This window comes from Paenibacillus pinisoli, from assembly GCF_003605435.1.
GTDB classification, from domain to species: domain Bacteria; phylum Bacillota; class Bacilli; order Paenibacillales; family Paenibacillaceae; genus Pristimantibacillus; species Pristimantibacillus pinisoli.
Window position 1 is genome coordinate 26,833 of the sequence record NZ_QXQB01000006.1, and the last position, 23,319, is coordinate 50,151.

At 54.5% G+C, this 23,319-nt stretch carries 17 protein-coding genes, 1 pseudogene and 1 other annotated feature; of the genes and pseudogenes, 15 read left to right on the forward strand and 3 right to left on the reverse strand.

What is annotated here, in order from left to right; genetic code table 11:
• The first annotated feature begins 14 nt into the window (after positions 1 to 14).
• A complete protein-coding gene (locus D3P09_RS22985) occupies positions 15 to 851 on the forward strand; it encodes a YitT family protein (RefSeq protein WP_120113780.1) in 837 nt (278 codons plus the stop codon).
• 132 nt (positions 852 to 983) lie between these two features.
• Here D3P09_RS22985 and D3P09_RS22990 read toward each other — a convergent pair whose 3' ends face one another.
• Complete coding sequence (locus tag D3P09_RS22990; RefSeq protein ID WP_120113781.1) at positions 984 to 2,021, reverse strand: LLM class flavin-dependent oxidoreductase; 1,038 nt, start codon at positions 2,019 to 2,021, stop codon at positions 984 to 986.
• Between the two features lie 235 nt (positions 2,022 to 2,256).
• Between D3P09_RS22990 and D3P09_RS22995 the strand changes: the two genes are divergently transcribed.
• The 3 genes from D3P09_RS22995 to D3P09_RS23005 all read left to right on the forward strand — a co-directional run bounded on the left by D3P09_RS22995 (position 2,257) and on the right by D3P09_RS23005 (position 5,441).
• The gene (locus tag D3P09_RS22995; protein ID WP_120113782.1) at positions 2,257 to 2,949 is read left to right on the forward strand and encodes a response regulator transcription factor; all 693 of its coding nucleotides are present in this window, start codon (positions 2,257 to 2,259) and stop codon (positions 2,947 to 2,949) included.
• Positions 2,946 to 4,025, forward strand: coding sequence for a sensor histidine kinase (locus tag D3P09_RS23000; protein ID WP_120113783.1), 1,080 nt, complete (start codon positions 2,946 to 2,948; stop codon positions 4,023 to 4,025). The genes D3P09_RS22995 and D3P09_RS23000 overlap by 4 nt, the downstream gene beginning before the upstream one ends.
• Positions 4,026 to 4,157: 132 nt before the next feature.
• Positions 4,158 to 5,441 carry a cell wall-binding repeat-containing protein gene (locus D3P09_RS23005; protein ID WP_207892546.1) on the forward strand — a complete coding sequence of 428 codons (1,284 nt, stop codon included), beginning with the start codon at positions 4,158 to 4,160 and terminating at the stop codon, positions 5,439 to 5,441.
• 831 nt (positions 5,442 to 6,272) lie between these two features.
• On the opposite strand, the gene D3P09_RS23010 is transcribed toward D3P09_RS23005, so the two are convergent.
• Positions 6,273 to 8,156 carry an arginine--tRNA ligase gene (locus tag D3P09_RS23010; protein WP_120113784.1) on the reverse strand — a complete coding sequence of 628 codons (1,884 nt, stop codon included), beginning with the start codon at positions 8,154 to 8,156 and terminating at the stop codon, positions 6,273 to 6,275.
• A 47-nt stretch (positions 8,157 to 8,203) separates the two neighbouring features.
• Positions 8,204 to 8,422: a binding site (T-box leader), on the reverse strand.
• Between the two features lie 526 nt (positions 8,423 to 8,948).
• Here D3P09_RS23010 and D3P09_RS28525 point away from each other — a divergent pair.
• From D3P09_RS28525 to D3P09_RS23050, 9 genes and pseudogenes are all read left to right on the forward strand, one after another.
• Positions 8,949 to 9,032, forward strand: a pseudogene (locus D3P09_RS28525) (paeninodin family lasso peptide); the annotation flags it as partial.
• Positions 9,033 to 9,185: 153 nt separating this feature from the next.
• On the forward strand, positions 9,186 to 10,193 hold the full coding sequence (locus tag D3P09_RS23020; protein ID WP_120113786.1) for a phosphoenolpyruvate carboxykinase (ATP): 1,008 nt from the start codon (positions 9,186 to 9,188) through the stop codon (positions 10,191 to 10,193).
• Complete coding sequence (locus tag D3P09_RS23025) at positions 10,159 to 10,446, forward strand: lasso peptide biosynthesis PqqD family chaperone (RefSeq protein ID WP_120113787.1); 288 nt, start codon at positions 10,159 to 10,161, stop codon at positions 10,444 to 10,446. The genes D3P09_RS23020 and D3P09_RS23025 overlap by 35 nt, the downstream gene beginning before the upstream one ends.
• Before the next feature lie 42 nt (positions 10,447 to 10,488).
• Positions 10,489 to 12,282 (forward strand): ABC transporter ATP-binding protein, encoded by a 1,794-nt coding sequence (locus D3P09_RS23030; RefSeq protein ID WP_120113788.1) that lies wholly within the window; start codon positions 10,489 to 10,491, stop codon positions 12,280 to 12,282.
• Between the two features lie 143 nt (positions 12,283 to 12,425).
• Positions 12,426 to 12,950 (forward strand): hypothetical protein, encoded by a 525-nt coding sequence (locus tag D3P09_RS23035; RefSeq protein WP_120113789.1) that lies wholly within the window; start codon positions 12,426 to 12,428, stop codon positions 12,948 to 12,950.
• A gap of 34 nt (positions 12,951 to 12,984) precedes the next feature.
• Positions 12,985 to 13,479, forward strand: a complete 495-nt coding sequence (locus D3P09_RS23040; RefSeq protein ID WP_120113790.1) for a GNAT family N-acetyltransferase — start codon at positions 12,985 to 12,987, stop codon at positions 13,477 to 13,479.
• Between the two features lie 29 nt (positions 13,480 to 13,508).
• Complete coding sequence (locus tag D3P09_RS28375) at positions 13,509 to 13,631, forward strand: hypothetical protein (RefSeq protein ID WP_279387145.1); 123 nt, start codon at positions 13,509 to 13,511, stop codon at positions 13,629 to 13,631.
• Between the two features lie 232 nt (positions 13,632 to 13,863).
• Positions 13,864 to 15,051 carry an amino acid deaminase/aldolase gene (locus tag D3P09_RS23045; protein WP_120113791.1) on the forward strand — a complete coding sequence of 396 codons (1,188 nt, stop codon included), beginning with the start codon at positions 13,864 to 13,866 and terminating at the stop codon, positions 15,049 to 15,051.
• Positions 15,048 to 16,352: a D-arabinono-1,4-lactone oxidase gene (locus tag D3P09_RS23050; protein ID WP_120113792.1), complete on the forward strand. Its 1,305-nt coding sequence runs from the start codon at positions 15,048 to 15,050 to the stop codon at positions 16,350 to 16,352. The genes D3P09_RS23045 and D3P09_RS23050 overlap by 4 nt, the downstream gene beginning before the upstream one ends.
• A gap of 54 nt (positions 16,353 to 16,406) precedes the next feature.
• Here D3P09_RS23050 and D3P09_RS23055 read toward each other — a convergent pair whose 3' ends face one another.
• Complete coding sequence (locus D3P09_RS23055; protein WP_120113793.1) at positions 16,407 to 17,183, reverse strand: GNAT family N-acetyltransferase; 777 nt, start codon at positions 17,181 to 17,183, stop codon at positions 16,407 to 16,409.
• A 395-nt stretch (positions 17,184 to 17,578) separates the two neighbouring features.
• Between D3P09_RS23055 and D3P09_RS23060 the strand changes: the two genes are divergently transcribed.
• Both D3P09_RS23060 and D3P09_RS23065 read left to right on the forward strand, forming a co-directional pair.
• Positions 17,579 to 18,271: a lysoplasmalogenase gene (locus tag D3P09_RS23060; protein WP_120113794.1), complete on the forward strand. Its 693-nt coding sequence runs from the start codon at positions 17,579 to 17,581 to the stop codon at positions 18,269 to 18,271.
• 172 nt (positions 18,272 to 18,443) lie between these two features.
• Positions 18,444 to 22,598 (forward strand): S-layer homology domain-containing protein, encoded by a 4,155-nt coding sequence (locus D3P09_RS23065; protein WP_133305048.1) that lies wholly within the window; start codon positions 18,444 to 18,446, stop codon positions 22,596 to 22,598.
• The last annotated feature ends 721 nt before the right edge of the window (positions 22,599 to 23,319 follow it).

Here is a 23,319-nt window from a genome sequence, read left to right on the forward strand (position 1 = left end):
GACATGTGAAAGCAATGAAAAAACGACTGATAGACATTTTGATGATCATGGTAGGCGCATTTATTTTTGCGGTTGCGATCAATGTGTTTGTCATCCCGAATGATCTGGGCGAAGGCGGCGTCACCGGCCTGACGATTATCGCTTATTACCAATTTCAATGGTCACCCGGTCTGGTCAACCTGATTATTAACTCATTTCTGCTTATTATCGGCTATAAATTTTTGGATAAAACGACGACGATCTATACGGTCATTGCCGTCTTGTTCAACTCGCTGTTCCTGCATCTGACGGAGAGCTGGACGATTGGCACGCATGATCTCATGATCAATACGATCTTCGGCGGCGTTCTTACAGGCGCCGGGATCGGCATCATTATCCGCGTAGGCGGCACGACGGCGGGAACGACGATTCTGGCCAGAATTATGAACAAATATTTGGACTGGAATGTCAGCTACGCGCTCCTGTTCTTCGATCTGATTGTCGTATTTGCGTCATATTTCATCATCGGCATTCAGGGCATGCTGTTCACGATTGTGATGCTGTATGTCGGCACGAAGGTGATGGACTTTATTATTGAAGGTCTGAATTCGCAGAAGGCCGTCATGATTGTCTCCAATGAGCAGAAACTGATTGCGGAGAGAGTCAACAAGGTGATGGACCGCGGGGTAACGGTATTTTACGGCAAAGGCAACTACACCAATACGCCGAAGGATATTCTGTATATCGTCATTACGAAGCCTGAAGTCAGCATGCTGAAAAAAATCGTCAAATCGGTCGACAAAAATGCGTTTATTACGATCCATGATGTACGCAATGTATTCGGCGAAGGATTTGTGGATATTTCGAAATAGCAGGCCAATAAAAACGCCGTTCCTGTACAGGAGCGGCGTTTTTGTTCATAGGGGACAGATTAGAGCGCTCTGTTACCGTCGCGCTAATGCGTGTGCGTTCGCGGAAAGTTGACGGCTGGACTATTCGCTGCCTTACGAGCGAGCCAGCTCCTTGCGCACAATCGGCGCAACCTTCGTGCCAAGCAGCTCGATGGAGCGCAGCACTTCGCGGTGCGGCATGGAGCCAATGTCTACATGATGCAGGAAGCGGGTCAGACCCAGGTTTTTGTGCAGCAATACGATTTTCTCCGCGACATATTCCGGATCGCCGACATAGAGGGAGCCTCTGAGGCTGCGTGCGGAATCGAATGCTTCGCGGTCATAATGCGGCCAGCCTCTCTCGCGTCCGATCGTGTTCATTTGGGCTTGGGTATACGGGAAGAAGGTGTCTGCTGCTTCTTCGGTCGTATCGGCGATAAAGCCGTGGGAGTGCGTCGCGATCTGCAGCTTCCGCGGATCATGGCCGGCTCTGGTGGCCGCTTGCTTATACAGGTTCACCAGCGGGGCGAACCGCTCCGGCATGCCGCCGATGATAGCGAAGACGACTGGCAAGCCCAGCGTGCCGGCGCGAACGGCGGATTCCGGGTTGCCGCCTGTTCCGATCCAGACCGGAAGCGGGTCCTGGACAGAGCGCGGATATACGCCGCGATTGTTGATGGCAGGGCGGTGGCCTCCGCGCCAAGTGACCTTCTCGGAATCGCGCACCGCGAGAAGCAGCTCCAGCTTCTCCTCGAACAATTCATCATAATCGTCCAGGCTCTGGCCGAAGAGCGGGAAGGATTCGATGAAGGATCCGCGTCCAGCCATAATCTCTGCTCGTCCGTTCGAGATGCCATCCAGTGTGGAGAAGGCTTGGTATACGCGGACAGGATCATCCGACGACAAGACCGTTACGGCGCTGGAGAGGCGGATATTCTTCGTGCGGGAAGCCGCTGCTGCCAGCAATACAGCAGGTGCGCTTGCGGCATAGTCGGCGCGGTGATGCTCGCCGACGGCATATACGTCAAGGCCGACCTGGTCGGCAAGTACAATCTCTTCTACTCCGTTGCGCAGCCGCTCGGCATGGCCGATCGCCTTGCCTGTGACCGGATGGGGCGTGGCTTCCATAAATGTACTGATTCCAATTTCCATAATATTCGACGCCTCCTTTACTTTTTTACAGTTTACTATAAAAATGAATGTAAATCAATTATAGTAAGTAAACGGCAGTTCAATCCTACCTTATTGTGGCATAGAACGGCTGCCTTTACACTTGTCTCGCTGCTCCAATATGCAATTTATTTCCGCATTGCGGTTCCTTCTATATGGTTTCTACACAAGTCCAAGGTAGAATGGAGATAGCTCTATGCTTATCTGGAGGGTGAACATGAAAACAATCGCAGTGGTTGATGATGAATATAAAATACGCGACGTGCTCGTATCTTATTTGGCACAAGGAGGATTCCGCTGCCTGGAAGCGGGGACGGGACGCGAGGCCTTGCGGATCGTTGAGGAGCAGCCGCCTGATCTGATCATACTGGATCTCATGCTACCGGATATGGACGGAGAGGCGGTATGCGAAGCGATACGCCGGATTCATTCTATTCCAATACTGATGCTGACGGCAAAGGTCTCGGAGAGTAATCGAATTAGAGGGTTGTCGCTGGGGGCGGACGATTATGTCATCAAACCGTTTGATCCTCGCGAGGTAGTGGCGCGTGTGCGCGCTATATTGCGCCGTACGGATGACAATCAGCTGCTGGCGGATCGCCTCGTGTTCCATGGCGGCCATCTGGCCATCGATTCGCTCAAGCAAGAGGTGCATTGCGGGGGAGAAGCGGTGAGCCTGACGCCGAATGAATACAAGCTGCTGCTTGCGCTGGCGAAGCATCCCCAGCGGCGGTTCACACGCGAGGAGCTGGTGGAGAAGGTGCTGGGTTATGAATTCGAGGGAGATATTCGCACGATCGATCAGCATGTCAAAAATATCCGCTCCAAAATCGAACCCGATCCCAAATCGCCCGTTTACATCGTGACGGTATACGGGACGGGATACCGGTTCGCGGGGGGAGAAGCATGAAGCGGCGCCTTCACCTGCGGCTGGCGTTCATCATCATTGCGCTTGCCGCAGGCGTTGTTGCGATTGCGGTGATCAGCATTGTCCTGGAGACGCATTATCACTTTACGATGTATCAGGAGCAGCATGAAGCGTCGGGCATGGATGGAGATCCAAAGGCGCTGGCTTATCACCTGGAGCAGGCGCTTATTCAGACGATCCTTTGGACGGGCCTCGGTTCCATTACGCTGGCTGTTGTTCTGGGCTTCTACGTCGCAAGGCGCATATCCGAGCCGCTTGTTCATATGAAACGGATTGCGGAGAGAATGTCGGGCGGGCAGTGGCATTCAAGAGTGCATGTCAAGGGGGAGGATGAGCTGGCGCAGCTTGGCGCTTCGCTGAACTCGCTAGCAGACCAGCTTCGCCAGCAAGAGCAGCTTCGGGTGACGATGACCGAGGATATTGCCCATGAGCTGCGCACGCCCCTTGCAACCTTGAAGAGCCACATGCGGGCCATGGAGGACGGAATATGGGCTCCGACGCCGGAGCGTATCCATGCCTGCTATGAGGAGATTGAGCGGCTGGCCCGGCTGGTTGCGGAGCTGGAGGATTTGACTCATGTGGAGTCTCCCGGGTTCCAACTGAATCGCAGCTTGTGCCCGCTTGCAGACGTCATTCAGCGCGCTGCCGATCTTGTGCATGCCGCCTTCAGAGAGAAGGGCGTAGCCCTTAGCTTCCAGGCTGATTCAGGGATCCAACTGGAGATGGACCCGAACCGGATGATGCAAATTATGGCTAACCTGCTGAGCAATGCGCTGAAGTATACTCCGCAAGGAGGCAATGTCCATATAGAGGCTGCTGATGAGGGGGAGGACGTGCGCCTGCTGGTGCGGGATACAGGGAGCGGCATCCCGCCGGAGGAGCTGCCCTATATCTTCGAGCGATTCTATCGTACGGAGAAGTCCCGCAATCGCCGGACAGGAGGCAGCGGCCTCGGGCTTACAATTGTTAAGCAGCTGGTTACGGCACATGGCGGAACGGTGCGAGCAGAGAGCGGCGGTACTGGCACAACCATTCATATCCGGCTGCCGAAGCACTGACCGGCATCTACACAGGATCTTCAAAACCTCCGATTATACTGATCTTGCCCGGAAGCTTGTCCCCGGTATGGAGCATATCCAAAACAGGGAGACAATGTACGGAGTTCAGTAGCAGGATACAGGAGGTTTGGCATGTTCCAACATACATGGAAAGCGGGCATCGTATCCGCCGCGCTTCTATTGACGCTTACAGGATGCTTCGACTCGAATAAGCCTGCCGCAAGTACCGGAGGCGGCAGCACGGTCGTCGGTTCATCGGCGCCTTGGATTGCTTCCAAAAATACAACAAGAATCAATGCGGATCAGCCGGAGGAAGCGGCAGTTATCGTATCGCAGACGTTGTGGATGGCTACGGAGGAGGGCAATCGTCCCGGTGGCGTCATTATCGCCGATCCGCAGGATTGGCAGACCGCTCTGGTCAGCGCGAATCTCATCCACCATCCCAATGATGGTCCGGTCTTGTTCGCAGGCCCGGACAGCGTTCCGGATGTGACGCTGCAGGAGCTGAAGCGGCTTCGTCCCAAAGGCGTGGATAGCAATAATGGCGTCCAAGTGATGCTGGTCGGCAATTTGGGGGAGAACGTAGAGGTTCAAATCAAAGCGCTTGGCTATAAGACGGACCGCATCGAAGGGGGAAGCGCTCCGGCTATCGCCAAGGAAATAGACGCCTACTATGCCGAATTGACGAAGGAGATCCCGAAATCCGTAATTGTGGGCTCGATGGATAGCGCCGAATATACGATGCCGGCCGTCAATTGGATAGCCCATATGCCGGAGCCGCTGTTATATGTAAAGAAAGACAACATTCCGCAAGAGACGATTGATGCGCTGAACACGCGCGGCGGCGGAGCGAATATCTATATTCTGGGCCCGGAAGGGGCCGTATCGGCTAAGGTCGAGGAGCAGCTGGGCCAATACGGCAAGGTCGTCCGGATTGCCGGTGACGATCCTTACGAGAATGCGATAGCCTTCGCGAAATTCAAAGATCCGGAGACGGGCTTCGGCTGGGGGATCGACTCGCCTGGCCATAACTTCTCCTTCGCAGCGAAGGCTTCGCCGGAGCTCGCCCTTGCAGCCGCGCCGTTCTCGCATCTGGGCAAGCACGCTCCGCTGCTATGGACGGATAAGAAGGGAATGCCGGATTCCGTCATGGCGTATGTCATGTCTATTCAACCGAAGTACAAGGAATCTCCAGTCGAAGGCCCGTTTAATCACGCTTGGCTGACAGGCTCGAAGGGCGAGCTGTCCGAAGCGGCGCAAGGCGAGATTGATGCCATGCTGGAGATTGTATCGGAGTCGGGAGCGGGACATGGTGCTCACGGCGGCGGACAGCCTGCCGAAGAGGGACAGTCCTCCTCCGGCGCCCAAGAGGGCGGCAGCGGGGGCGGAGGCGAAAGCGGAGGCTCCCATCATTAATACGGCTGAGCAGAAAGGGAGCTGTCTCGAAAGCAGGTTGACTCCAAGAGACATCGGTGAAAATTAATAAAATGACGGTGCCTGGGTGTTATCCCTGCACCGTCATTTTGGTTTGGTCTGCTTATAAATAAGGAAGTCCCTTAGTTATTTAGCTATTAATTCTGAACAGTTCTGCGCTCTGGTTGCGTGTAACGTTGTGAGGCGTCGCTACAATCGTATTTCCGCTACTTTGTCGCGTGTAACGTTGTGAGGCGTCGCTACAATCGCATTTCCGCTACTTTGTCGTGTGTAACGTTGTGAGGCGTCGCTACAATCGTATTTCCGCCACTTTGACGCGTGTAACGTTGTGAGGCGTCGCTACAATCGTATTTCCGCTACTTTGTCGCGTGTAACGTTGTGAGGCGTCGCTACAATCGTATTTCCGCTACTTTGTCGCGTGTAACGTTGTGAGGCGTCGCTACAATCGTATTTCCGCCACTTTGACGCGTGTAACGTTGTGAGGCGTCGCTACAATTGTATTTCCGCTACTTTGTCGCGTGTAACGTTGTGAGGCGTCGCTACAATCGCATTTCCGCTACTTTGTCGCGTGTAACGTTGTGAGGCGTCGCTATAATCGCATTTCCGCCACTTTGTCGCGTGTAACGTTGTGTGGCACAGTTATTTCGCTTTTTGGGACAGCCTGTTTTTCGGTTGGCCGGAACCGCGCGTCATCGCAAGGCAGTCAGGCCGGCACCATTGGCGATCGGGGTCGTGTTCGGCGCATTGGCGAACTGACCGTTGCAGACGAAGACAACGCGGTTTACTGCAAAAATAATGGATACACCCGAGGGATTACATGCGAGCCGGGGCCGGAAGGCCAAGCGTATCCAGTGCTTCGCCCATGGTCTGCCGGAACAAGGAGACGAGCCATAGACGGTATGCCTTTGTATCCTCAGCGGCCTTCAGAATCGGACATGCCGCGTAGAAGTTGTTGAACAGGGAGGCAAGCTCATAAGCGTAGTTGCAGATAATTGTTGGAGACAGCTCGCGGGCAGCTGCATGCAGCGTATCCTGCCAAGCGGCGATATGGCGGATCAAAGCGAGCTCCGCTTTTTCTTTTGGCTCAGCCTCAGCCGGAATGGCAGCAGAACCGGTGCCGTGCTCAGCCGTCTTCGCGATGATATTCGCCGCGCGCGCGTATGCGTACATCAGGTAGACGCCGGTATTGCCGGTTACTTCGGTTGCTTGCTGAAGATCGAATACAACCTCCGTCGATAAGGCGAAGCGCAGCAGATAATACCGGATGGCTGCAGCCCCGATGATGCGGCTGGACAAGCCGTGTGCGTCCGAGCGCTTCTCGTCGATCACGTTCTCCATCCGGTCCAGCAGATCGGCGATCTTAATGCCTACGCCTTGTCTGCCGGACATCGCATAAGAGGACTTGCCGGATGAGGTGTCGATGCCAAGTTCCTCCGCAGCGGCAGGGCTCAGCGATACGACCCCGTAGCTGACATGGCGCAGCTTATCGGCTTGCTCGGCATAGCCCAGCACCTCGAGCGCCTGCTTCACCATGGCCTGCGGATATTCCTGTCTGTAGTCGATCACGTTGATGACGGTATCGGCTTTGCCGTACGTTGAGGAAGAGAGGCCGCCATGGTGCGTTGACCAAAGCCCGTCCGAGAAAGGCTGGTACGAGAAGTCCCTCTCCAGCAGTCCGAATTTCCATAAGTGGTAGGCGATATCCTTGGCGGTATAGGTCAGAATGCCGTTCGAGCGTACCAGCACCTTATCCATCTGATGCTGATCGGCTTCATCCGACTCCATAGCTGTCTCGCTTGTGCCAGTTGCGGTCTGCCTTAGCACCCAGCACCCTTCCAGCTTGCCGGACGTCTCCTGCACGAAGGAGGAAGTGCCGCTCAGACGCTCGAACGCCGCCTGCCAGAATCCTTCCCTGACGATCTGGCTTTCCCATACGAGCAGGTCATAATCGATGCCGAAGGCCTTCATCTCCTCCAAATGCTCGCGCACGATGCGCTCCGCTACAAGCAGCCCGATCCAGGACAAGCCGTTGTCGCCTTCCTCCAGCGCGTGCAGCACATTCGTCCGTTCGCTTAGCTTAACAGGATTTGCCGCATACTCCCGATTGACGCCGGAATAGATATCCCAGCAGAAGTCGCCGAAGCGGGCATGCTCCTTGTTCAGCGGAACATGCAGCAGTCCGACTACGGTATCGGCAAGCTGATTGCCCAGATCGTCGATATAATTGTGAACCTCCACCTCGCGCCCGGTTTTCTTCAGAATGCGGGCAAGCGTATCGCCGATGCAGGAATTGCGCAGATGGCCGATATGAGCCGATTTGTTGGGGTTGATCGAGGTATGCTCGATAATGGCCTTGCCGCCGAAGGCATCGGACGAATGGAATTCGCGGCGTGCCCAATCGTTCCAATCCAGATGCACGTTCAAGAAGCCGGGCGGCGCCACTTCAATCAGGCGTGCCAGAGCGGAGAACTCGGCATCGCTCTCCAGCTTGTTCTTAAGCAGCCCTGCGATATGCAGGGGAGGCTTGCGCAGCGGCTTGGCGAGCTGCATGGCTACATTGGTCGAGTAATCCCCGTGCTCCATATGCACAGGCTGCTCCACCGCAATCTTCAAATCCTGCGGACGCTCGGCGCCTAATTCCTCATGCAATTCAAGCACAGCCTCAGCTATGCGCAATTTCATCCATTCGATTAACATCCCAGCATCCTCCTTTGACTCATAAAAAAACGCCCCCGTCTCTTGGAATAAGAGACGAAGGCGTGTGCATTCGCGGTACCACTCTTGTTGCTGAACGGAAGGCTCAGCCACTCAATACGGATAACGGCCGCAGCCGAGACTTCTTACTTTGAAGGTTCAGAAGCCTATCTTATGGGTCCGGTTCGCTGCTGCATCCATACCGGCTCCCACTCTCCCGGCTCGCTTGAACTTCTGCTGGCAGTTACTCTCCCAATCATGGATTGTTCGATATTTTTACTAATTATAACGATTCATTCGCAAAACGCAAGCCCCTGTTAATGGCGCAATATAGCTTCTGCCACGGAGGGAAGCCAACGATTGAGCGATTTCAGCCATTTGACCTTGCCTATCGCGATCTCCAGGCGATCGCGGCGAAAGCTGCGGGAAAATTGTTCGGCAAGCGGTTCCTGCGATATTTTGCCGCGGCCTCTGCCATGCGTCATAGCGGTGTCCATGATTGGCGGAATGATTTCGAATATCCTGTAAAAAGCAAGTGCATTTCGCAGAGCAGTCGCAAGTATAGTCTCCCTCCAAATGGCTGGTAATCGATTCCTAGTATGGAATTCATTCCATAGTCCTAACTGCAGCGCGAGACCACCCCTAAATGAACTAAAAAACAAATTGACAAAATCTTAAAATTTCCTTAATATTAGGACACAATCGTTCTTAATTAAGAACATTGGATCATTCGCAGATCGCTTCCGCACTCATTCATGCAGGATGATACCACCCGTTAGAAGGAGGTGTTAGGCCTTGGAGAAGAAGGAATGGAAAGTACCGCATTTGGAAGTGCTGAATGTGAACATGACGATGAAGAAGAAGCCGCATAAGCCCGGCAAAGGTTCTGGTTCCGGCTCCGGCTCGGGCTCCAATCCGGGATCCGATCCCAGCATTGGCTTTGGCAGCTAAGTAAGCGCATACATATGGTGAGGATAGCCCTTATTCCCTGTCCGAAGGGATGGGGGCTTATTACATTCACGGGAGGTTCTAATGACTACTGCTGCTCTAGCTTATCTATATACGGCCTTTGGCCTGCGCTTCAGAAGCGACATCCCGCCGTCCGAGGCTCATGATTTGGATGACAATAGTTCCCCAGGCTTGCCGGCAGACGTAGAAGTGACCTATGGAGGCCTGGAGGCGCTATGGTCGGAGCTGGCAGGGGAGGATGAGGCATATGTCATTCAAGAGAACTTTGTTTTGTTCCTGATTGAGAACGTCGCCCGTTATCTTGTTCGTGACGGCAACCGCATTATCGTCTCGCCGATCGGGAACCCGCCTGTTGAGAAGCTGCGCCTTTTTTTGGACGGCTACGCGGTGTCAGCTCTTCTGCTGCAGAGAAGAGTGCTTCCCCTGCATGGAAGCGCGATTGCGATACAGGGCAAGGCCTACGCGATTGTAGGCCAATCCGGCGCAGGCAAATCGACGCTTACACGGGCGTTTCTGGAGCAAGGCTACAGCTTTCTGACCGATGATGTCATTCCGGTCTCCATGCCTAAGGATGGTTCCGCGCCTATCGTTATGCCGGCTCTGCCGGAACAGAAGCTGTGGCAGGAATGTCTGCCGCACTTCGATCTGAACGGCAATAGCTTATCTGCGATCTATGAGCGCGAGGTAAAGCGCGGCGACAATGCGGCCAGACGCATGAAGTATGCGGTGGCGGTCGACCGGCTGCAGCGCGAAGCCCTGCCGCTAGGCGGTATCTTTGAGCTTGTGAAGGAGCCGGCCGGGGAAGAACACGTATCGCTCCATCCGATTCAGAAGGCGGAGAAGTTCCAAGCGCTGCTTCAGCATACCTTCCACCGGGCGCTAATTCCGCCGCTTGGCTTGCTGGAGTGGCATTTTGAGTCCGTAACCTCGCTTGTAAGAGAGATTCCGGCGTACCGGGTGAAGCGAGCGCCTTCGGTATTTACAGCTCATGAGCTTGTGGAATTAATCGTTAGCCATATTGGAGAGGGGGAGCGCAATGATTGCGGCATTAACATTGGACAGCTGCGTTAGGCAAGGGGAGGAGCATCTGGCCTCGGATATCGAGGGTGAGAAGGTATTGCTGCATACGGGAACATACGCTTATTACAATTTGGGAGATATCGGGGGAGATATATGGTCTCGGCTGGAGGGGGCGGCGACGGTCCGGCAAGTGGTGGATGCGCTTATGATCGATTATGCGGTCGAGCGCCCCGAGTGCGAGCGCCGGGTGCTGGACTTTCTGGAGCAGCTGCGCGAGCAAGGGCTCATCCGGGTTGAAGCGTAGGGCCGCGGACGCTGAGGGCCGCGACAAGGGAGGCAAGCAGCCATGAGGGCTATCGTCTATTTCATGAAGGATATGCTCCGTTTTGCCGGGAGCAAGCTTGTGTTCAATTTCGCTGGCATGCTCGCCATCGGCATGATGCAATCCGCGGGTATTCTACTGATCGTCCCGCTGCTCGGCCTTACAGGCCTTATCGAGCTGAAGGGGGATGACTTCGGCTACCTGGCCGGCTTGCTGGATTGGTTCGGACATATCCCTTTCATGCAAAGCCTGGCAGGGATTCTAGCTCTGTATGTGCTTATTATCATAGGGCAAAGCTTTATCGGACGGCATCAAGCTATTGTAGACAAGCGCATCCAGCAGGGGTATCTTCGCAAGCTTCGGGAGGATACGTACAGCAGCTTGCTGCGGGCTGACTGGGCTTTTTATTTGCGCAACCGCAACGCTGATCTGGTGAAAATGCTGACGATCGAGATTGCACAGGTGAAAAAAGGCATCGGGTTATCGCTGGATTTCATCTCTGCGCTTATTTTCGCTGCCGTTAAGATTGGCTTGGCTATCGCGCTCTCGCCTAAAATTACAATTGCGGTATTGCTGAGCGGAGGCATTCTGCTGCTCTTCTCACGGTACTTCACCCGCAAGGCCAAGCAATTCGGCCAAGATAATCTGGAGCTGTCCAAAATCTATCAGGCTGGCGTTACCGACCATCTAAGCGGCATGAAGGATATCAAGAGCAATACGCTGGAGCGTGTGCATGTCCACTGGATGAATGTGCTGCTGCGGAAGGTGGAGCATAATGCGATAGCTTATACGAAAATGAAAACAAATTCCCAATTTATATATAGCGCTGCGTCGGCCGTTCTGCTGGCGGTGTTCGTCTATGTGCTGGTCAGTCTGTTTCAATCACAGCCCGCTCAGCTGCTGCTTATTATCGTTATTTTTTCCCGCTTGTGGCCGGTCGTCTCGAGCATGCAGTCCAGTCTGGAGAGCGTCGCCGCGCTCATTCCGTCACTGGAGGCGCTGATTAAGCTGCAGCAGGAATGCGCAGAATCGCAGGAGCTGATGAACGGGAGGTTTGCGGGCGGCAGAACGCTGGAGCTGCGGCATGGGCTGGAGCTGCGCGGAGTCAGCTTCCGCTACCGCCAGGAAGGCGATCGCCCGTATGCGCTGAACAATATCCATATGCATATCCCTGCCGGGCAGATGACAGCCATTGCCGGTCCCTCGGGCGCTGGCAAAAGCACGCTCGTCGATATGCTTCTGGGCTTGCATAAGCCGGAGAGAGGGGAAGTGCTGGTCGACGGCTCGCCGCTTGCCGAGCATAATCTGCTGCCGCTCAGGCGCGCAGTCAGCTATGTGTCGCAAGACCCTTTCCTGTTCCACGCCTCTCTGCGCGATAACCTGATGCTGATGAATGAGTCGGCGACGGAAGAGGAGCTGTGGGAAGCATTGGATCTGGCTGCGGCGGGCGACTTGGCCCGGGGTCTGCCTGAGAGGCTGGATACGATAATCGGCGATCGGGGCGTCCGCTTGTCCGGGGGCGAACGGCAGCGGATTGTGCTGGCGCGGGCGCTATTGCGCAAGCCCGCCATTCTCATATTGGACGAGGCGACCAGCGCGCTGGATACCGTAACGGAGCGGCGCGTGAAGGAGACGCTGGACAGTCTGAAGGGAAGCATGACCATCATTGTGATCGCACACCGATTGTCTACGATTCAGCATGCGGATCAAGTTATTGTGCTTGATCATGGAGAGATTGTTCAGCGCGGCGGTTACGACGATTTGGCAGTCGACGGGAAAAGGCTATTCGGCAGGATGGTTGGACATTCGACCGGCTGAGCAGGACTAGAGCCAATTGGCATTAGATGATCCCCCATATGGGGGATTTTTTGCGTATTAGAAAAAAAGTAGTATTTAGTTGATAGACGCGAAAATGGTCGAACTAGTAGTATTGGCATAGATGAACGAGGGGGCAGCAAGTCATGGATGTCAGCTTTTCCGTATGTGCTACCGAGGTGTATCACGCCAAATATTTGGATTTTATGTTGAGGCATTATGATGATCTTCATATGCCGTATCCATTTGTCGTATCCTTCGGCATGATCTCAAGTCCGACCCTGCTGGGGAGGGAAGCGATTGTATGCCTCAATGAGGAGAATGAGGCAGTCGGAGCGCTCGGCTATATCCATGGAACTGGCGAGAAGCAATACGAGGATGAGCATGTGGTGCAAATCCAGGCCATTTATTTAGATAGGCACTATAGAGTGACAAGGCTTTTTCTGCAAATGCTGCAATTCCTTCTGCATCATCTGCGCCATCAGCCAGTTCCTGTAACGGAAATCGTATTTTGGACGGGGCAGACCCCTTCCATCCAGAGAATCGCAGCAAAGCTCGCCATACTGGAGTCCGAGACAGAGACTGAATTCGGCAAGCTGTCGGCTTACCGGACCAAGCTGACCGATTTGGAGGCGTATTTGAATAAGTTTCGACCTTTGGCGCTTGCCTAAGACCCCAAAAAGAATGGATTCAGGAGGGGTATTCATGATTCGTGCGGCAACCAAGCTTTGCGAGCGGGATTCCGACTATGCCCGGTTCGCACGCTTCTATCTCACATATAGCCGGCAGTTTCGCCGCAACTATACGATCGAAATAGCTGCGGCCCATATTTTAATGACTCTGCCAACCAGCTATATCTTCATGTATGAGAATGAATCAGGCGAATTCATCGGGTTTGTTCAATATTACTATGAACCGGATAGGCACACGGCGTTTATCGATTCGGCCATCCTGATGGAAGAGTACCGCAGCAGCAGGGTTTTTTATGAAGGAATTCGCGACTTGGTCCGGCATATATGCAGCAAATATCCGACCGTACGCCGCATTCGGTTCCATGCCCTGGCCGAGAATCGGTACTTGAACCGGTTGTACGGGAAGTTCGCCGATAGGATTGGAGAGAGAGACAACGGCGGCGATCCGGAATACATTTATAGCTCTGAAGTGAGCAGGCTGAAAGCTTATTTGAGATTGGAATCGTAAGCAAGTATTTCATGGAGGAGGTGAAAAAGATGATCCCACAACCACCTACAATTAAACAAAATATTAAGGGTAGCGGCTTCGGCCGTATTGACGTCCTGAACGTTCTGAAAGTGAACGAGCAGCTCAGAACTTCCGCGGCTTCCAGCAAGTAATAAGCGGTACCTGGCCTTTGTGCCAGAACAGATCAAGCAGGCAAGAGCATTGGTTGCGAAATGCTCCTTGCCTGCTTTTTTGCGTGCGGTTAATGGGAATGGGTCAACCAAAGCAAAATTCAGGCTATGCTTGCCCGTTATGGCAAATAGGAGGAAAGTGATCCCTTTAACCAGAATACAATTAGGCATAACGTCACAGGTATAGTACGTAACTCTGGGGAGTTGAGCGTAGATGGGGATATATGCCGAGTATAAGGAAGCCTTTAAAGACGTCGCGATGCCGTTTGCTTTTGTGGATGTGGATAGGCTGGAGGCGAATATCGCGGCTATTGCCCATGCGGCAGGAAACAAGTATATCCGAATAGCAAGCAAGTCCATTCGTTCGGTTGGCGTGCTGCGGTTAATATTGGAGGCGCACCCGGCCTATCGCGGGATCATGTGCTATACCGCAGCGGAAGCAGTGTTTCTGGCGGATCAGGGACTGGATGACTTGCTGCTTGGTTACCCGCAGGGCATGTCGGCTTCCATCGATGGGTTGCTTGACCGGATTGCAGAAGGCAAGACGATCTCCTTTATGGTGGATTGTGCCGAGCATGTCGAGGAGCTAGAGGGGCGAGCCAAGGCGCGAGGCGTTATCGTGCCGTTATGCCTGGATCTGGATTTGTCCGTATCTTATCCGGGCTTGCGCTTCGGGGTATGGCGCTCACCCTTGTCGGCATGGCCGCAAATGAAAGCGGTTGCGGAGCGGATTGTGCAATCTCCTTGGCTCAAGCTCGACGGATTAATGGGCTATGAAGCCCAGATTGCGGGCGTAGGCGACAATGCGCCTGGAGCGGCAATGCGCAACGGGCTTATTCAATGGCTGAAGAAGCGCTCCATAGCCGAAGTGTCGCGAAGACGGGAGGAAGCCGTGCGCGGCATCGAGGGGCTGGGCGTCAAGCTGCGCTTTGTGAATGCCGGGGGAACAGGCAGTCTGGACAGCTCGAAGCAAGAGCCGTGGGTGACGGAGCTTACGGCGGGCTCGGGCTTTTATTCGCCGGGCTTGTTCGACAATTATAAGACGTTCCGTTATCAGCCTGCCGCAGGTTACGCCGTAGAAGTCGTGCGCCGGCCAAGCGATAATATCGTCACTTGCCTTGGCGGCGGTTATACCGCATCTGGTGCGGCGGGGGCCGACAAGCTGCCGAAGCCGTATTTGCCGGAGGGGCTGACTCTGTTCCCGCTTGAAGGAGCGGGAGAAGTCCAGACGCCGCTGCGCTGTTCCAAGGATGTGAGGATGGAGATTGGCGATCCGGTATTTTTCCGCCATGCGAAGGCTGGAGAGCTGTGCGAGCGATTCCCGGTGCTGCATGCGGTATCGAGGAGCAGGCTGGTTGGACAATACGACACCTATCGGGGGATGGGGGAGTGTTTCTTATGAGACGGAATGCTGCAGGCTGGTCCAATTGGTCGGGCTCGGTGAAGGCTACGCCGCGCGAGGTGCTGCTGCCCGCGTCTATTGAAGAGGTGGTTGGGGCTGTTCGCCGCTGCAAGCAAGAAGGCAGACGGCTTCGTGTCGTTGGCTCTGGCCATTCCTTCACGGCCATCGCCGCCAGCGATGATATGCTTATCTCGCTTGATCTGCTGCAGGGCATTGTAGAGGTGGATCCTGAAGGGGGCACTGCAACGGTATGGGCCGGCACCAAGCTGAAGCGGCTTGGCGAAGAGCTGTTCGTTCACGGGCTTGCGCAAGAAAATTTGGGCGACATCGACGTGCAGTCCATCGCAGGGGCGATCAGTACGGGAACCCATGGAACGGGACGGGGGCTGGGCACCATCTCGACGCAAATCGCCGGCGTAACGGTCGTAACGGGTCAGGGCGAGGTTCTGACCTGCACGGTGGAGTCCCATCCGCAATGGTTCAAGGCGATGCAGGTCTCGCTTGGCGCGCTGGGCATTATCGTGCAAGTGACGCTCAGATTGAGGCCGGCTTATAAGCTGGAGTATGTGAGCAGTCGCATGCCTCTTAAGCAATGCCTGCAGGAGTCCGTTCGACTCGCTGAGGAGAACCGCCACTTCGAGTTTTATTGGTTCCCTTACGCCGAGCCTTGCCAGATCAAGCTGATGAACGAGACGGATTCGCCGGTTGTCGTCCGCAAAGTAAGAGACTACCTGGGAGACGTTGTCGTCGAAAACGCCGTGTTCGGCTTATTGTCCGGCATATGCCGCAGGATGCCGAGCACGAGCGCCGCCATCAGCCGGCTGTCTGCTTCGCAGGTGCCGGTCGGCCGCAAGGTGCAGTACAGCCACAAGCTGTTCGCTACAGCGCGGCTTGTCCGGTTCAATGAGATGGAATACAATTTGCCCGCTGAGGCGATGGTTCCGGTAATAGAAGAGATGCGGGAGACAATGGCCCGCATGAAGTTCCATGTCCACTTTCCCGTGGAATGCCGCTATGTTCAGGGAGACGATATTTGGCTGAGCCCTTCCTACGGGCGGGATTCCGCGTACATCGCGGTGCATATGTATAAGGGAATGCCGTATGAGGCTTATTTTGCCGCGATGGAGGAGATCTTTCTTCGTTATGGAGGACGTCCGCATTGGGGCAAGCTGCATACGCTGAGCGGCGGCCGTCTCAAGGAGAGATATCCCAGATGGGATGACTTTCGCAGCGTGCGGGCAGAGCTGGACCCGGATCGGATCCTGCTTAACCCGTATATTGAAAAGCTGCTCGATACATAACCGTATCCATAAAAAAACGCATTCCTTAGCCGCTGGCCGAGGAATGCGATTTCGTTAAATTTGAGGCGACTTGCATGGGTAGGTGTATCCCAGGCACTGGAAGCCGTTGCGCTCCAGAATCGGCCGGCTCATGGGGCTGGCGTCAACCGTAAGCAGACGGAAGCCTCTCTTCCAAGCCTCTTGCGCCCTGACGGCGATGAGCGCTTTATAGAATCCTTTGCCTCGGTATTCAGGCAGGGTTGAGCCTCCCCAGAAGCTGCAAAAGGCTGTTCCCGTATACATATACATCCACGCGCCGCTTGCGATGCGGCCCGACTCGTCGTATGCCGCATAGATCAGCAGCTCTTCCGGCATCGTGCGCTTATCCCGCTTAAGCCGATTGCCCAGCTCCTGATGCGATACCTGCCAGATCGTATCTTCCAGCGCCATGAGCGCGTCGATTCCGGCATCGTCGGTAATACGCTGGATAGAGTCTGGGATGGATGCCGTTATCATGGGATGGGCTGCGTCAAGCTTCATGATCATAAGTGCTTCGGCATCCTCAATCTCGAAGCCATGCGCAGCAAGCCGATCCTTGAGGTCAGCCGGTTCGTCAAAGTCATACAGCTTCCACTCGAAGCGGCGGCCTAGCGCTGCGAAATAATCGAGCTCCCGCTGAATGACGGCATCAGCATGAGCGGCGGTTAAGCTGGAGTAGCTGATGAAGCTGTCCTCTTCTTCCGGAGAGATCTGCCTCACTACATATTCGTCAGCCTCGCGGCGGGTTCCGGGATAGACGATATCCATTCTTTGCTCGCGGTTAAAGATTTCGATTAAATCGGATTTATTCATAAGGCATCGCCTCCTTTGGGGTTACTATAGCATAGATGATCAGCAATTTTCATGAAAAGGGCCTGAAGCCTTAACCCGTTTCCTTATAGAAAAGGATAAGAAAGTTGCAAGCACCCGCAAGCAAGAGGAAAGGGCAATGGACTTTTCGCACAGCGCGAATCTCCCGGCGCTCGGTGCTTCTCTGCATAATGAGGGGCGAACATCACATGCAGCACGCTATGGCCGAGCATGTACTTAGAAAGCAAGGGGATGCCCGCCTGGGTATCCTTGAAGGCCGCTCCCAGCCCCTGTGGGAAAGCGCTTCAAAAATAACTGTTCTTGCACGGGCCCATTCTGTATACTGAGCGTAGTTATAGGTTGTGACGAGGTTGAGATGCTTAGGAGGAGATCTGCTCATGTCCAAATGGCTGCTGGGATTGATTGTAGCGACAGGAGTGGTTCATCTGGCTACGCTATCGGTTGATAGCGAGCCGCTGCATTGGGTATTCAAGCTGCTTCCGATGACGCTGATAATTACGCTGGCGGTCACTTCGCCTTCAGCGAAGACCTCCCGTGTCTATAAGGGGCTTGTTGTGGCGGGGCTCATATTCAGTATTGGCGGCGATGCCTTCCTGCTCCTGCCAGGGGACATGTGGTTTACGATAGGGCTGGCTTCCTTCCTGACGGGCCATCTGTTCTACACCGCTGCTATGTTGACGCGTATGAGAGGTTCGCTTCTGGGCTGGCTGTCGGCTGTTCCGATCGTGCTGTACTGCGTCTGGATGGCCGTCAAGTTTCATGAGGTTCTTGCTTCCGATGATGCGAGTAGCGGATTATGGATTCCGGTGTTATGCTACATTATCGTCATCGGCCTTATGTTCTGGACGGCGATTTTAAGCGGCAACAGATATGCGGCGGTCGGGGCGCTGCTTTTTGTGATTTCGGATTCGGTGCTGGCGTGGAATAAGTTCGTGGAGCCCCTGCCGTCTGCCGGGCTGATGATTATGTCCACTTATTTTGCTGCCCAGCTATTGCTGGCAGGCAGCATCTCCGGGAGCTTGTTCCGAGGGAATAAAGCGGCAGCTTCCGGGATGAAGGTCAACGCATAATGAGAGGGACGCCGGATCGGCGTCCCTTTTACAATTCCGATACCAAATCTCAATAATCGCTTAATATGGACATGACACAGTACAAACAAAGCCTTGTTAAGATGAGTTGTCTTATTCCTTCCCTTCAAATAGTAGGAATCGACAACATCATTTAAACGAGGTGGTAGACTTGTTGTTCAGTAATTGGAGAAAACAGCAATGGTTACTGGTAGTATTGGCCATCGTTGTCTTGTCGGGCGCGGTTCTGCCGTCTGCTGGCGTTTCTGCGGCAGAGGGGACAGATGAGGGCGCGGCGGCGGTAACCATTATAGATAAAGGATCGACATGGAGCTACAGCGACGAAGGCGTCGACTACAGCAGTGCGATGAAAAACGTGGCGTTCGATTATTCGACGTGGCAGGTTGGCGTCGCTCCATTCGGCTATAAAGTAACGAGCGGCAACATTACGAATGAGGTAGCGCCGACTACTGTGTTCGACAAGGTGGCTACCATAACGAGCTTAGGCGATGATGCTTCGAAGAAGCATCCGACAACGTACTTCAGCAAAATCATTCAAATTCAAGACGTGAATGCTTTTGCCAGCTACGAAGCGACGCTTGGCGTAGACGACGGCATCGTGCTGTATGCCAACGGAGTTGAAGTATACCGCGCGGGCATGGCGGAGGGCGAGGTCGGCTATGAGACGCTGGCGACATCGGGCAAGGATAAACCAATTGTGTATACAGCGGACCTGACTGATGCGCTTAAGGCGGCGCTGCGCAGTGGCGACAATAAGCTGACTGCCGAGATACATAACCAAAGCCTGAGCAGCTCCGACTTGTATTTTGACATGAAGCTGACTGCAGAGAAGGCGGTTCAGCCTGTAGAGCCGCTAGAAGTCGTGCAGAAAGGCGCAAGCTGGAGCTATAGCGATCAGGGCATCGATTACAGTGCGGCCATGAAGGACGCTTCGTTCGACTACTCTGCATGGGACATCGACTTGGCGCCGCTGGGCTACAAGGTGAAGAGCAACGTGCCGACGAATGACGTGGGACCGGACTCGATCTTTGACAAGGTAGCGACGATCATCAGCTATGGCGGAGATGCGGGCAAGAAGCACATTACGTCTTATTTCAGCAAAAAAGTAACGATTGACGATATCAGCCTGTACGACAAATACGAGACGGCGTTCGGCGTGGACGATGGCATGGTGTTCTACGTGAATGGCATTGAAGTATTCCGCGCCGGCTTGCCTGAAGGCGAGATCGGCTTTGATACAGTGGCGACGACATCCAAGGATCTGCCGATTATTTATACGCCGGATCTGACGGAAGCGCTGAAGGGCGCGCTTCGGAATGGCGAGAATGTGTTCGCTGTAGAAGTGCATAATCAAAGCCTGAGCAGCTCCGACCTGTATTTCGACATGATGATGACGGCGCTGCCTCCTGGCGAAGAAGGCGGCGAAGAAGAGGAGCAGCCGGCCGAAGAGGGCAAGAACATTGCCCTGCTTCCGAAGAACTCGGTGTGGAAATACCTCGACAACGGCTCTGATCAGGGAACGGCTTGGAGAGCGGCAAGCTTTGACGATGCTGCATGGAGCGCGGGACCAGGTCCGCTGGGTTATCCTGCCGGAGACGCGACGACTCTGTTCGGCAGCATGAAGACGGTAGTCAGCTTCGGCGAAGACAGCTCCAAGAAGCACCGGACGACCTATTATCGGACAACGTTCCAGGTAGAGGATCTGTCCCTCATTACGAAGCTGTTCGGCCAATTTGGCGTGGATGACGGCGTGGTGCTGTATGCGAACGGTGTGGAAGTATACCGGTTCAATATGCCAGAGGGCGAGCCGGACTACCGGACGCTTAGCGCTACAACGCTGGGCAGCCCGACGACGGAGACGGCTGATCTTACGCAGAGCATGCTGAGCCTGTTGAAGGAAGGCACGAACGTGCTGGCCGCCGAGGTTCATCAGCGCAGCGACAGCAGCTCTGATCTGTACTGGGATATGCAGCTGATCGGCAACCCGGTCGGTCTGGCGCCCGACTCGTCCGGCGACCTGATTCCGACGGCGATTGCGCTGACGTACAATGGCGATCCAAGCACGGCTCAAGGCTTTGCCTGGTATACCGACTCCAGCATTACCGGCACGAAGCTGCAGGTAGCGGAGACGTCGAAGGTTGCAGGCAATACGATGCCGGCGGCAGATACGATTACATTTAACGGAACATCGACTGAAATTTATGTGTTCCAATCCAGAGAGGACAAAAGCGCGGGCAAGCGGATTTCGTATGCCAGCCACAAAGCGACAGCGACAGGACTCAAGCCGAATACAACGTACAGCTACCGCCTTGGCGACGGCCAAGAGGGGCATTGGAGCGAGATCCGTACGTTCAAGACTGCGAACCCGGCGGCTGATGCGTTCCAGTTCCTGTACATGACAGATACGCAAGGTACGACGGCATCGGATTATGTCACGTGGAAGCATACGCTGGATGAAGCGATGAATACGTTCCCGGCATCGGAATTTTTTACGCTGACAGGCGACTTGGTTGACCATGGGGACATTGAGGATCAGTGGATGTGGCTGCTGAACACGCCGCAGGATACGCTGCGCAGCCTGCCATTCGTGCCGGCGCTGGGCAATCACGAGAGCAAGCTGAACAACAACTTCTGGTATCACTTTAATGTGCCGAACGTATCGTATACGGGCGCCAAGCCGGATGGCTCGGTCTACTCCTTCGAATATGGCGATGCTCAGTTTATGATCATCAACACGGAATACAACGAAGTGAACGGTGTCGATGTGGTGTACAAGAAGCAGGAGGAGTGGCTGAGAGCGGAAGCGGCGAAATCCAATAAGGCTTGGAAAATCGTCCTGTTCCACAAATCCCCTTATTCCGTAGCCAGCCATACCAACGACTCTGATGTGCTGTTCTTCCGCGATAAGCTGACGAAGCTGTTCGACGAGATCGGCATCGATGTCGTGCTGAGCGGCCACGACCATACGTATACTCGGACGTATCCGATGTATGACAATGTGCCGCAGAAGGATACGGCGAAGGATACTGACGGCGGCCTGCTGAATCCGCTGGGCACCATGTATCTGGTCAGCAACGCGGCTGGAGATAAGCGCTATACGCCGAAGGCGGGGCCGTTCCCGTTCGCGGAGAAGTATGGTCAGCCGGGAACCGAGATGTTCACGGGCATTACGGTGACGGAGAATTCGATGTCATTCCAGGTGTATACGACAAGCGAGCGCGGAGCGACGGAGCTGTATGACGAATTCAGCATCAAGAAGACGATGCCGCAGCCGAACAAGGTTCGCAATGCTGCAATCAGCGCAATCAAAGACGGCAAGGCGACATTGACATGGAATGCGCCGCAAGGCAATACGGCAGTGGATGCTTACCGCATCTATGAGAAGACGGATAAGCTGGGCCCGAACTGGAACGCGCGTATCGTTCCTGCCGAGGGAGCAAGCTCCTTCACTTATGAAGTAACGGGGTTGGACGCCGCGGTCAAATATGAATTTGTTGTCAAAGCGATGGTCGGCAAAAGCAACTCCGAGCCGGTTATAGCTGTAGCGGCATCCTCCGGCAACGGCGGCAACAACGGCGGGGGAGGCAATAACGGAGGCAACAACGGTGGCAATAATGGTGGCGATACCGGGAATGGCAATGAAGGGAATAACGGAGGTAACAACGGCGGCGATACCGGGAATGGCAACGGTGGCAATAACGGCGGTGATACCGGAAATGGCAACGGTGGCAATAACGGTGGCGGCAGCGGTCCGGGGACGCCTGCTCCGACTGTCACAGACACAGCGAATCACTGGGCAAGCTCTGCCATTGATCGCGCGCTGAAGGGCGGTATCGTTAACGGTTATGGCGATGGCACGTTCCGTCCGGATCACGGGGCGTCGCGCGCGGAGTTCGTGGCGATGCTGGTCAGCGCGCTTGAGCTGCCGGTCGCTCAAGCAGGAACTGCATTCGCGGATCAGGACCGTATCCCGGCTTGGTCGCAGCAGGCTATCGCCCAGGCTGTGGAAGCGGGATTGATCGGCGGCTATGACGATGGAACATTCCGTCCTACAGGACAAGTGAAGCGTTCCGAGCTGGCTGTTATGCTCGCCAAAGCAGCGGCGCTTAAGATTGATCCAGCGGCGAAGCTGAGCTTCTCCGACGCAGGAGATGTGCCGCAATGGGCTGTTCCATATGTAGCGGCAGTCTATGAAGCGGGTCTGATGCAAGGCAAAGGCAACAACCGCTTCGACCCAACTGCGGGCATGACCAGAGCGGAAGCAGTAACGGTACTCTTGAAGCTGCAAGAGCTGAAGGAGAAGAAGTAATTCTATTGATAGGGAAAGTCTCTCCGCATTGCGGAGAGGCTTTTTTTGTAGATGGAGCGAGCGTCTCGATGAGTAGGATTCCCTCAAAAGAAGCGCCACGCACAGTTAGTGTCGGCAAAAGCGCCAAAATGTTGCTCTAGCGCTGCGACACACCACTAGAGTTAGCAAAAGCGCCAAAATGATACTCTAGCACCGCCACACACCGCTAGAGTAGGTAAAAGCGCCAAAAGTTCGCTGTAACACCGTAAGGCATCGCTAGAGCCATCAAAAGCGCCGAAAGTTCGCTCTAACGCCGCTAGGAATCGTTGGAGTCTTAAAAAGCGCCAAAAGTTCGCTGTAACGCCGTAAGGCATCGCTAGAGCCATCAAAAGCGCCGAAAGTTCGCTCTAACGCCGCTAGGAATCGTTGGAGTCGTAAAAAGCGCCAAAAGTTCGCTGTAACGCCGTAAGGCATCGCTAGAGCCATCAAAAGCGCCGAAAGTTTACTCTAACGCCGCTAGGAATCGTTGGAGTAGTAAAAAGCGCCGAAAGTTCGCTCTAACGCCGCTAGGAATCGTTGGAGTCGTAAAAAGCGCCAAAAGTTCGCTGTAACGCCGTGAGGCACTGTTAGAGCCATCAAAAGCGCCGAAAGTTACTCTAACGCCGCAAGGAATCGTTGGAGTAGTAAAAAGCGCCAAAAGTTCGCTGTAACGCCGTGAGGAATCGTTGGAGTCTTAAAAAGC

Bases quoted from the DNA above. Each gene is read 5' to 3' on its own strand.
- D3P09_RS23060 (WP_120113794.1), top strand. From the start codon at position 17,579: ATGTCCAAATGGCTGCTGGGATTGATTGTAGCGACAGGAGTGGTTCAT.
- D3P09_RS23050 (WP_120113792.1), top strand. From the start codon at position 15,048: ATGAGACGGAATGCTGCAGGCTGGTCCAATTGGTCGGGCTCGGTGAAG.
- D3P09_RS23030 (WP_120113788.1), top strand. From the start codon at position 10,489: ATGAGGGCTATCGTCTATTTCATGAAGGATATGCTCCGTTTTGCCGGG.
- D3P09_RS23010 (WP_120113784.1), bottom strand. From the start codon at position 8,156: ATGTTAATCGAATGGATGAAATTGCGCATAGCTGAGGCTGTGCTTGAA.
- D3P09_RS23040 (WP_120113790.1), top strand. From the start codon at position 12,985: ATGATTCGTGCGGCAACCAAGCTTTGCGAGCGGGATTCCGACTATGCC.
- D3P09_RS23035 (WP_120113789.1), top strand. From the start codon at position 12,426: ATGGATGTCAGCTTTTCCGTATGTGCTACCGAGGTGTATCACGCCAAA.
- D3P09_RS22990 (WP_120113781.1), bottom strand. From the start codon at position 2,021: ATGGAAATTGGAATCAGTACATTTATGGAAGCCACGCCCCATCCGGTC.
- D3P09_RS23025 (WP_120113787.1), top strand. From the start codon at position 10,159: ATGATTGCGGCATTAACATTGGACAGCTGCGTTAGGCAAGGGGAGGAG.
- D3P09_RS22995 (WP_120113782.1), top strand. From the start codon at position 2,257: ATGAAAACAATCGCAGTGGTTGATGATGAATATAAAATACGCGACGTG.
- D3P09_RS23000 (WP_120113783.1), top strand. From the start codon at position 2,946: ATGAAGCGGCGCCTTCACCTGCGGCTGGCGTTCATCATCATTGCGCTT.
- D3P09_RS23055 (WP_120113793.1), bottom strand. From the start codon at position 17,183: ATGAATAAATCCGATTTAATCGAAATCTTTAACCGCGAGCAAAGAATG.
- D3P09_RS23005 (WP_207892546.1), top strand. From the start codon at position 4,158: ATGTTCCAACATACATGGAAAGCGGGCATCGTATCCGCCGCGCTTCTA.
- D3P09_RS22985 (WP_120113780.1), top strand. From the start codon at position 15: ATGAAAAAACGACTGATAGACATTTTGATGATCATGGTAGGCGCATTT.
- D3P09_RS28375 (WP_279387145.1), top strand. From the start codon at position 13,509: ATGATCCCACAACCACCTACAATTAAACAAAATATTAAGGGTAGCGGC.
- D3P09_RS23020 (WP_120113786.1), top strand. From the start codon at position 9,186: ATGACTACTGCTGCTCTAGCTTATCTATATACGGCCTTTGGCCTGCGC.
- D3P09_RS23045 (WP_120113791.1), top strand. From the start codon at position 13,864: ATGGGGATATATGCCGAGTATAAGGAAGCCTTTAAAGACGTCGCGATG.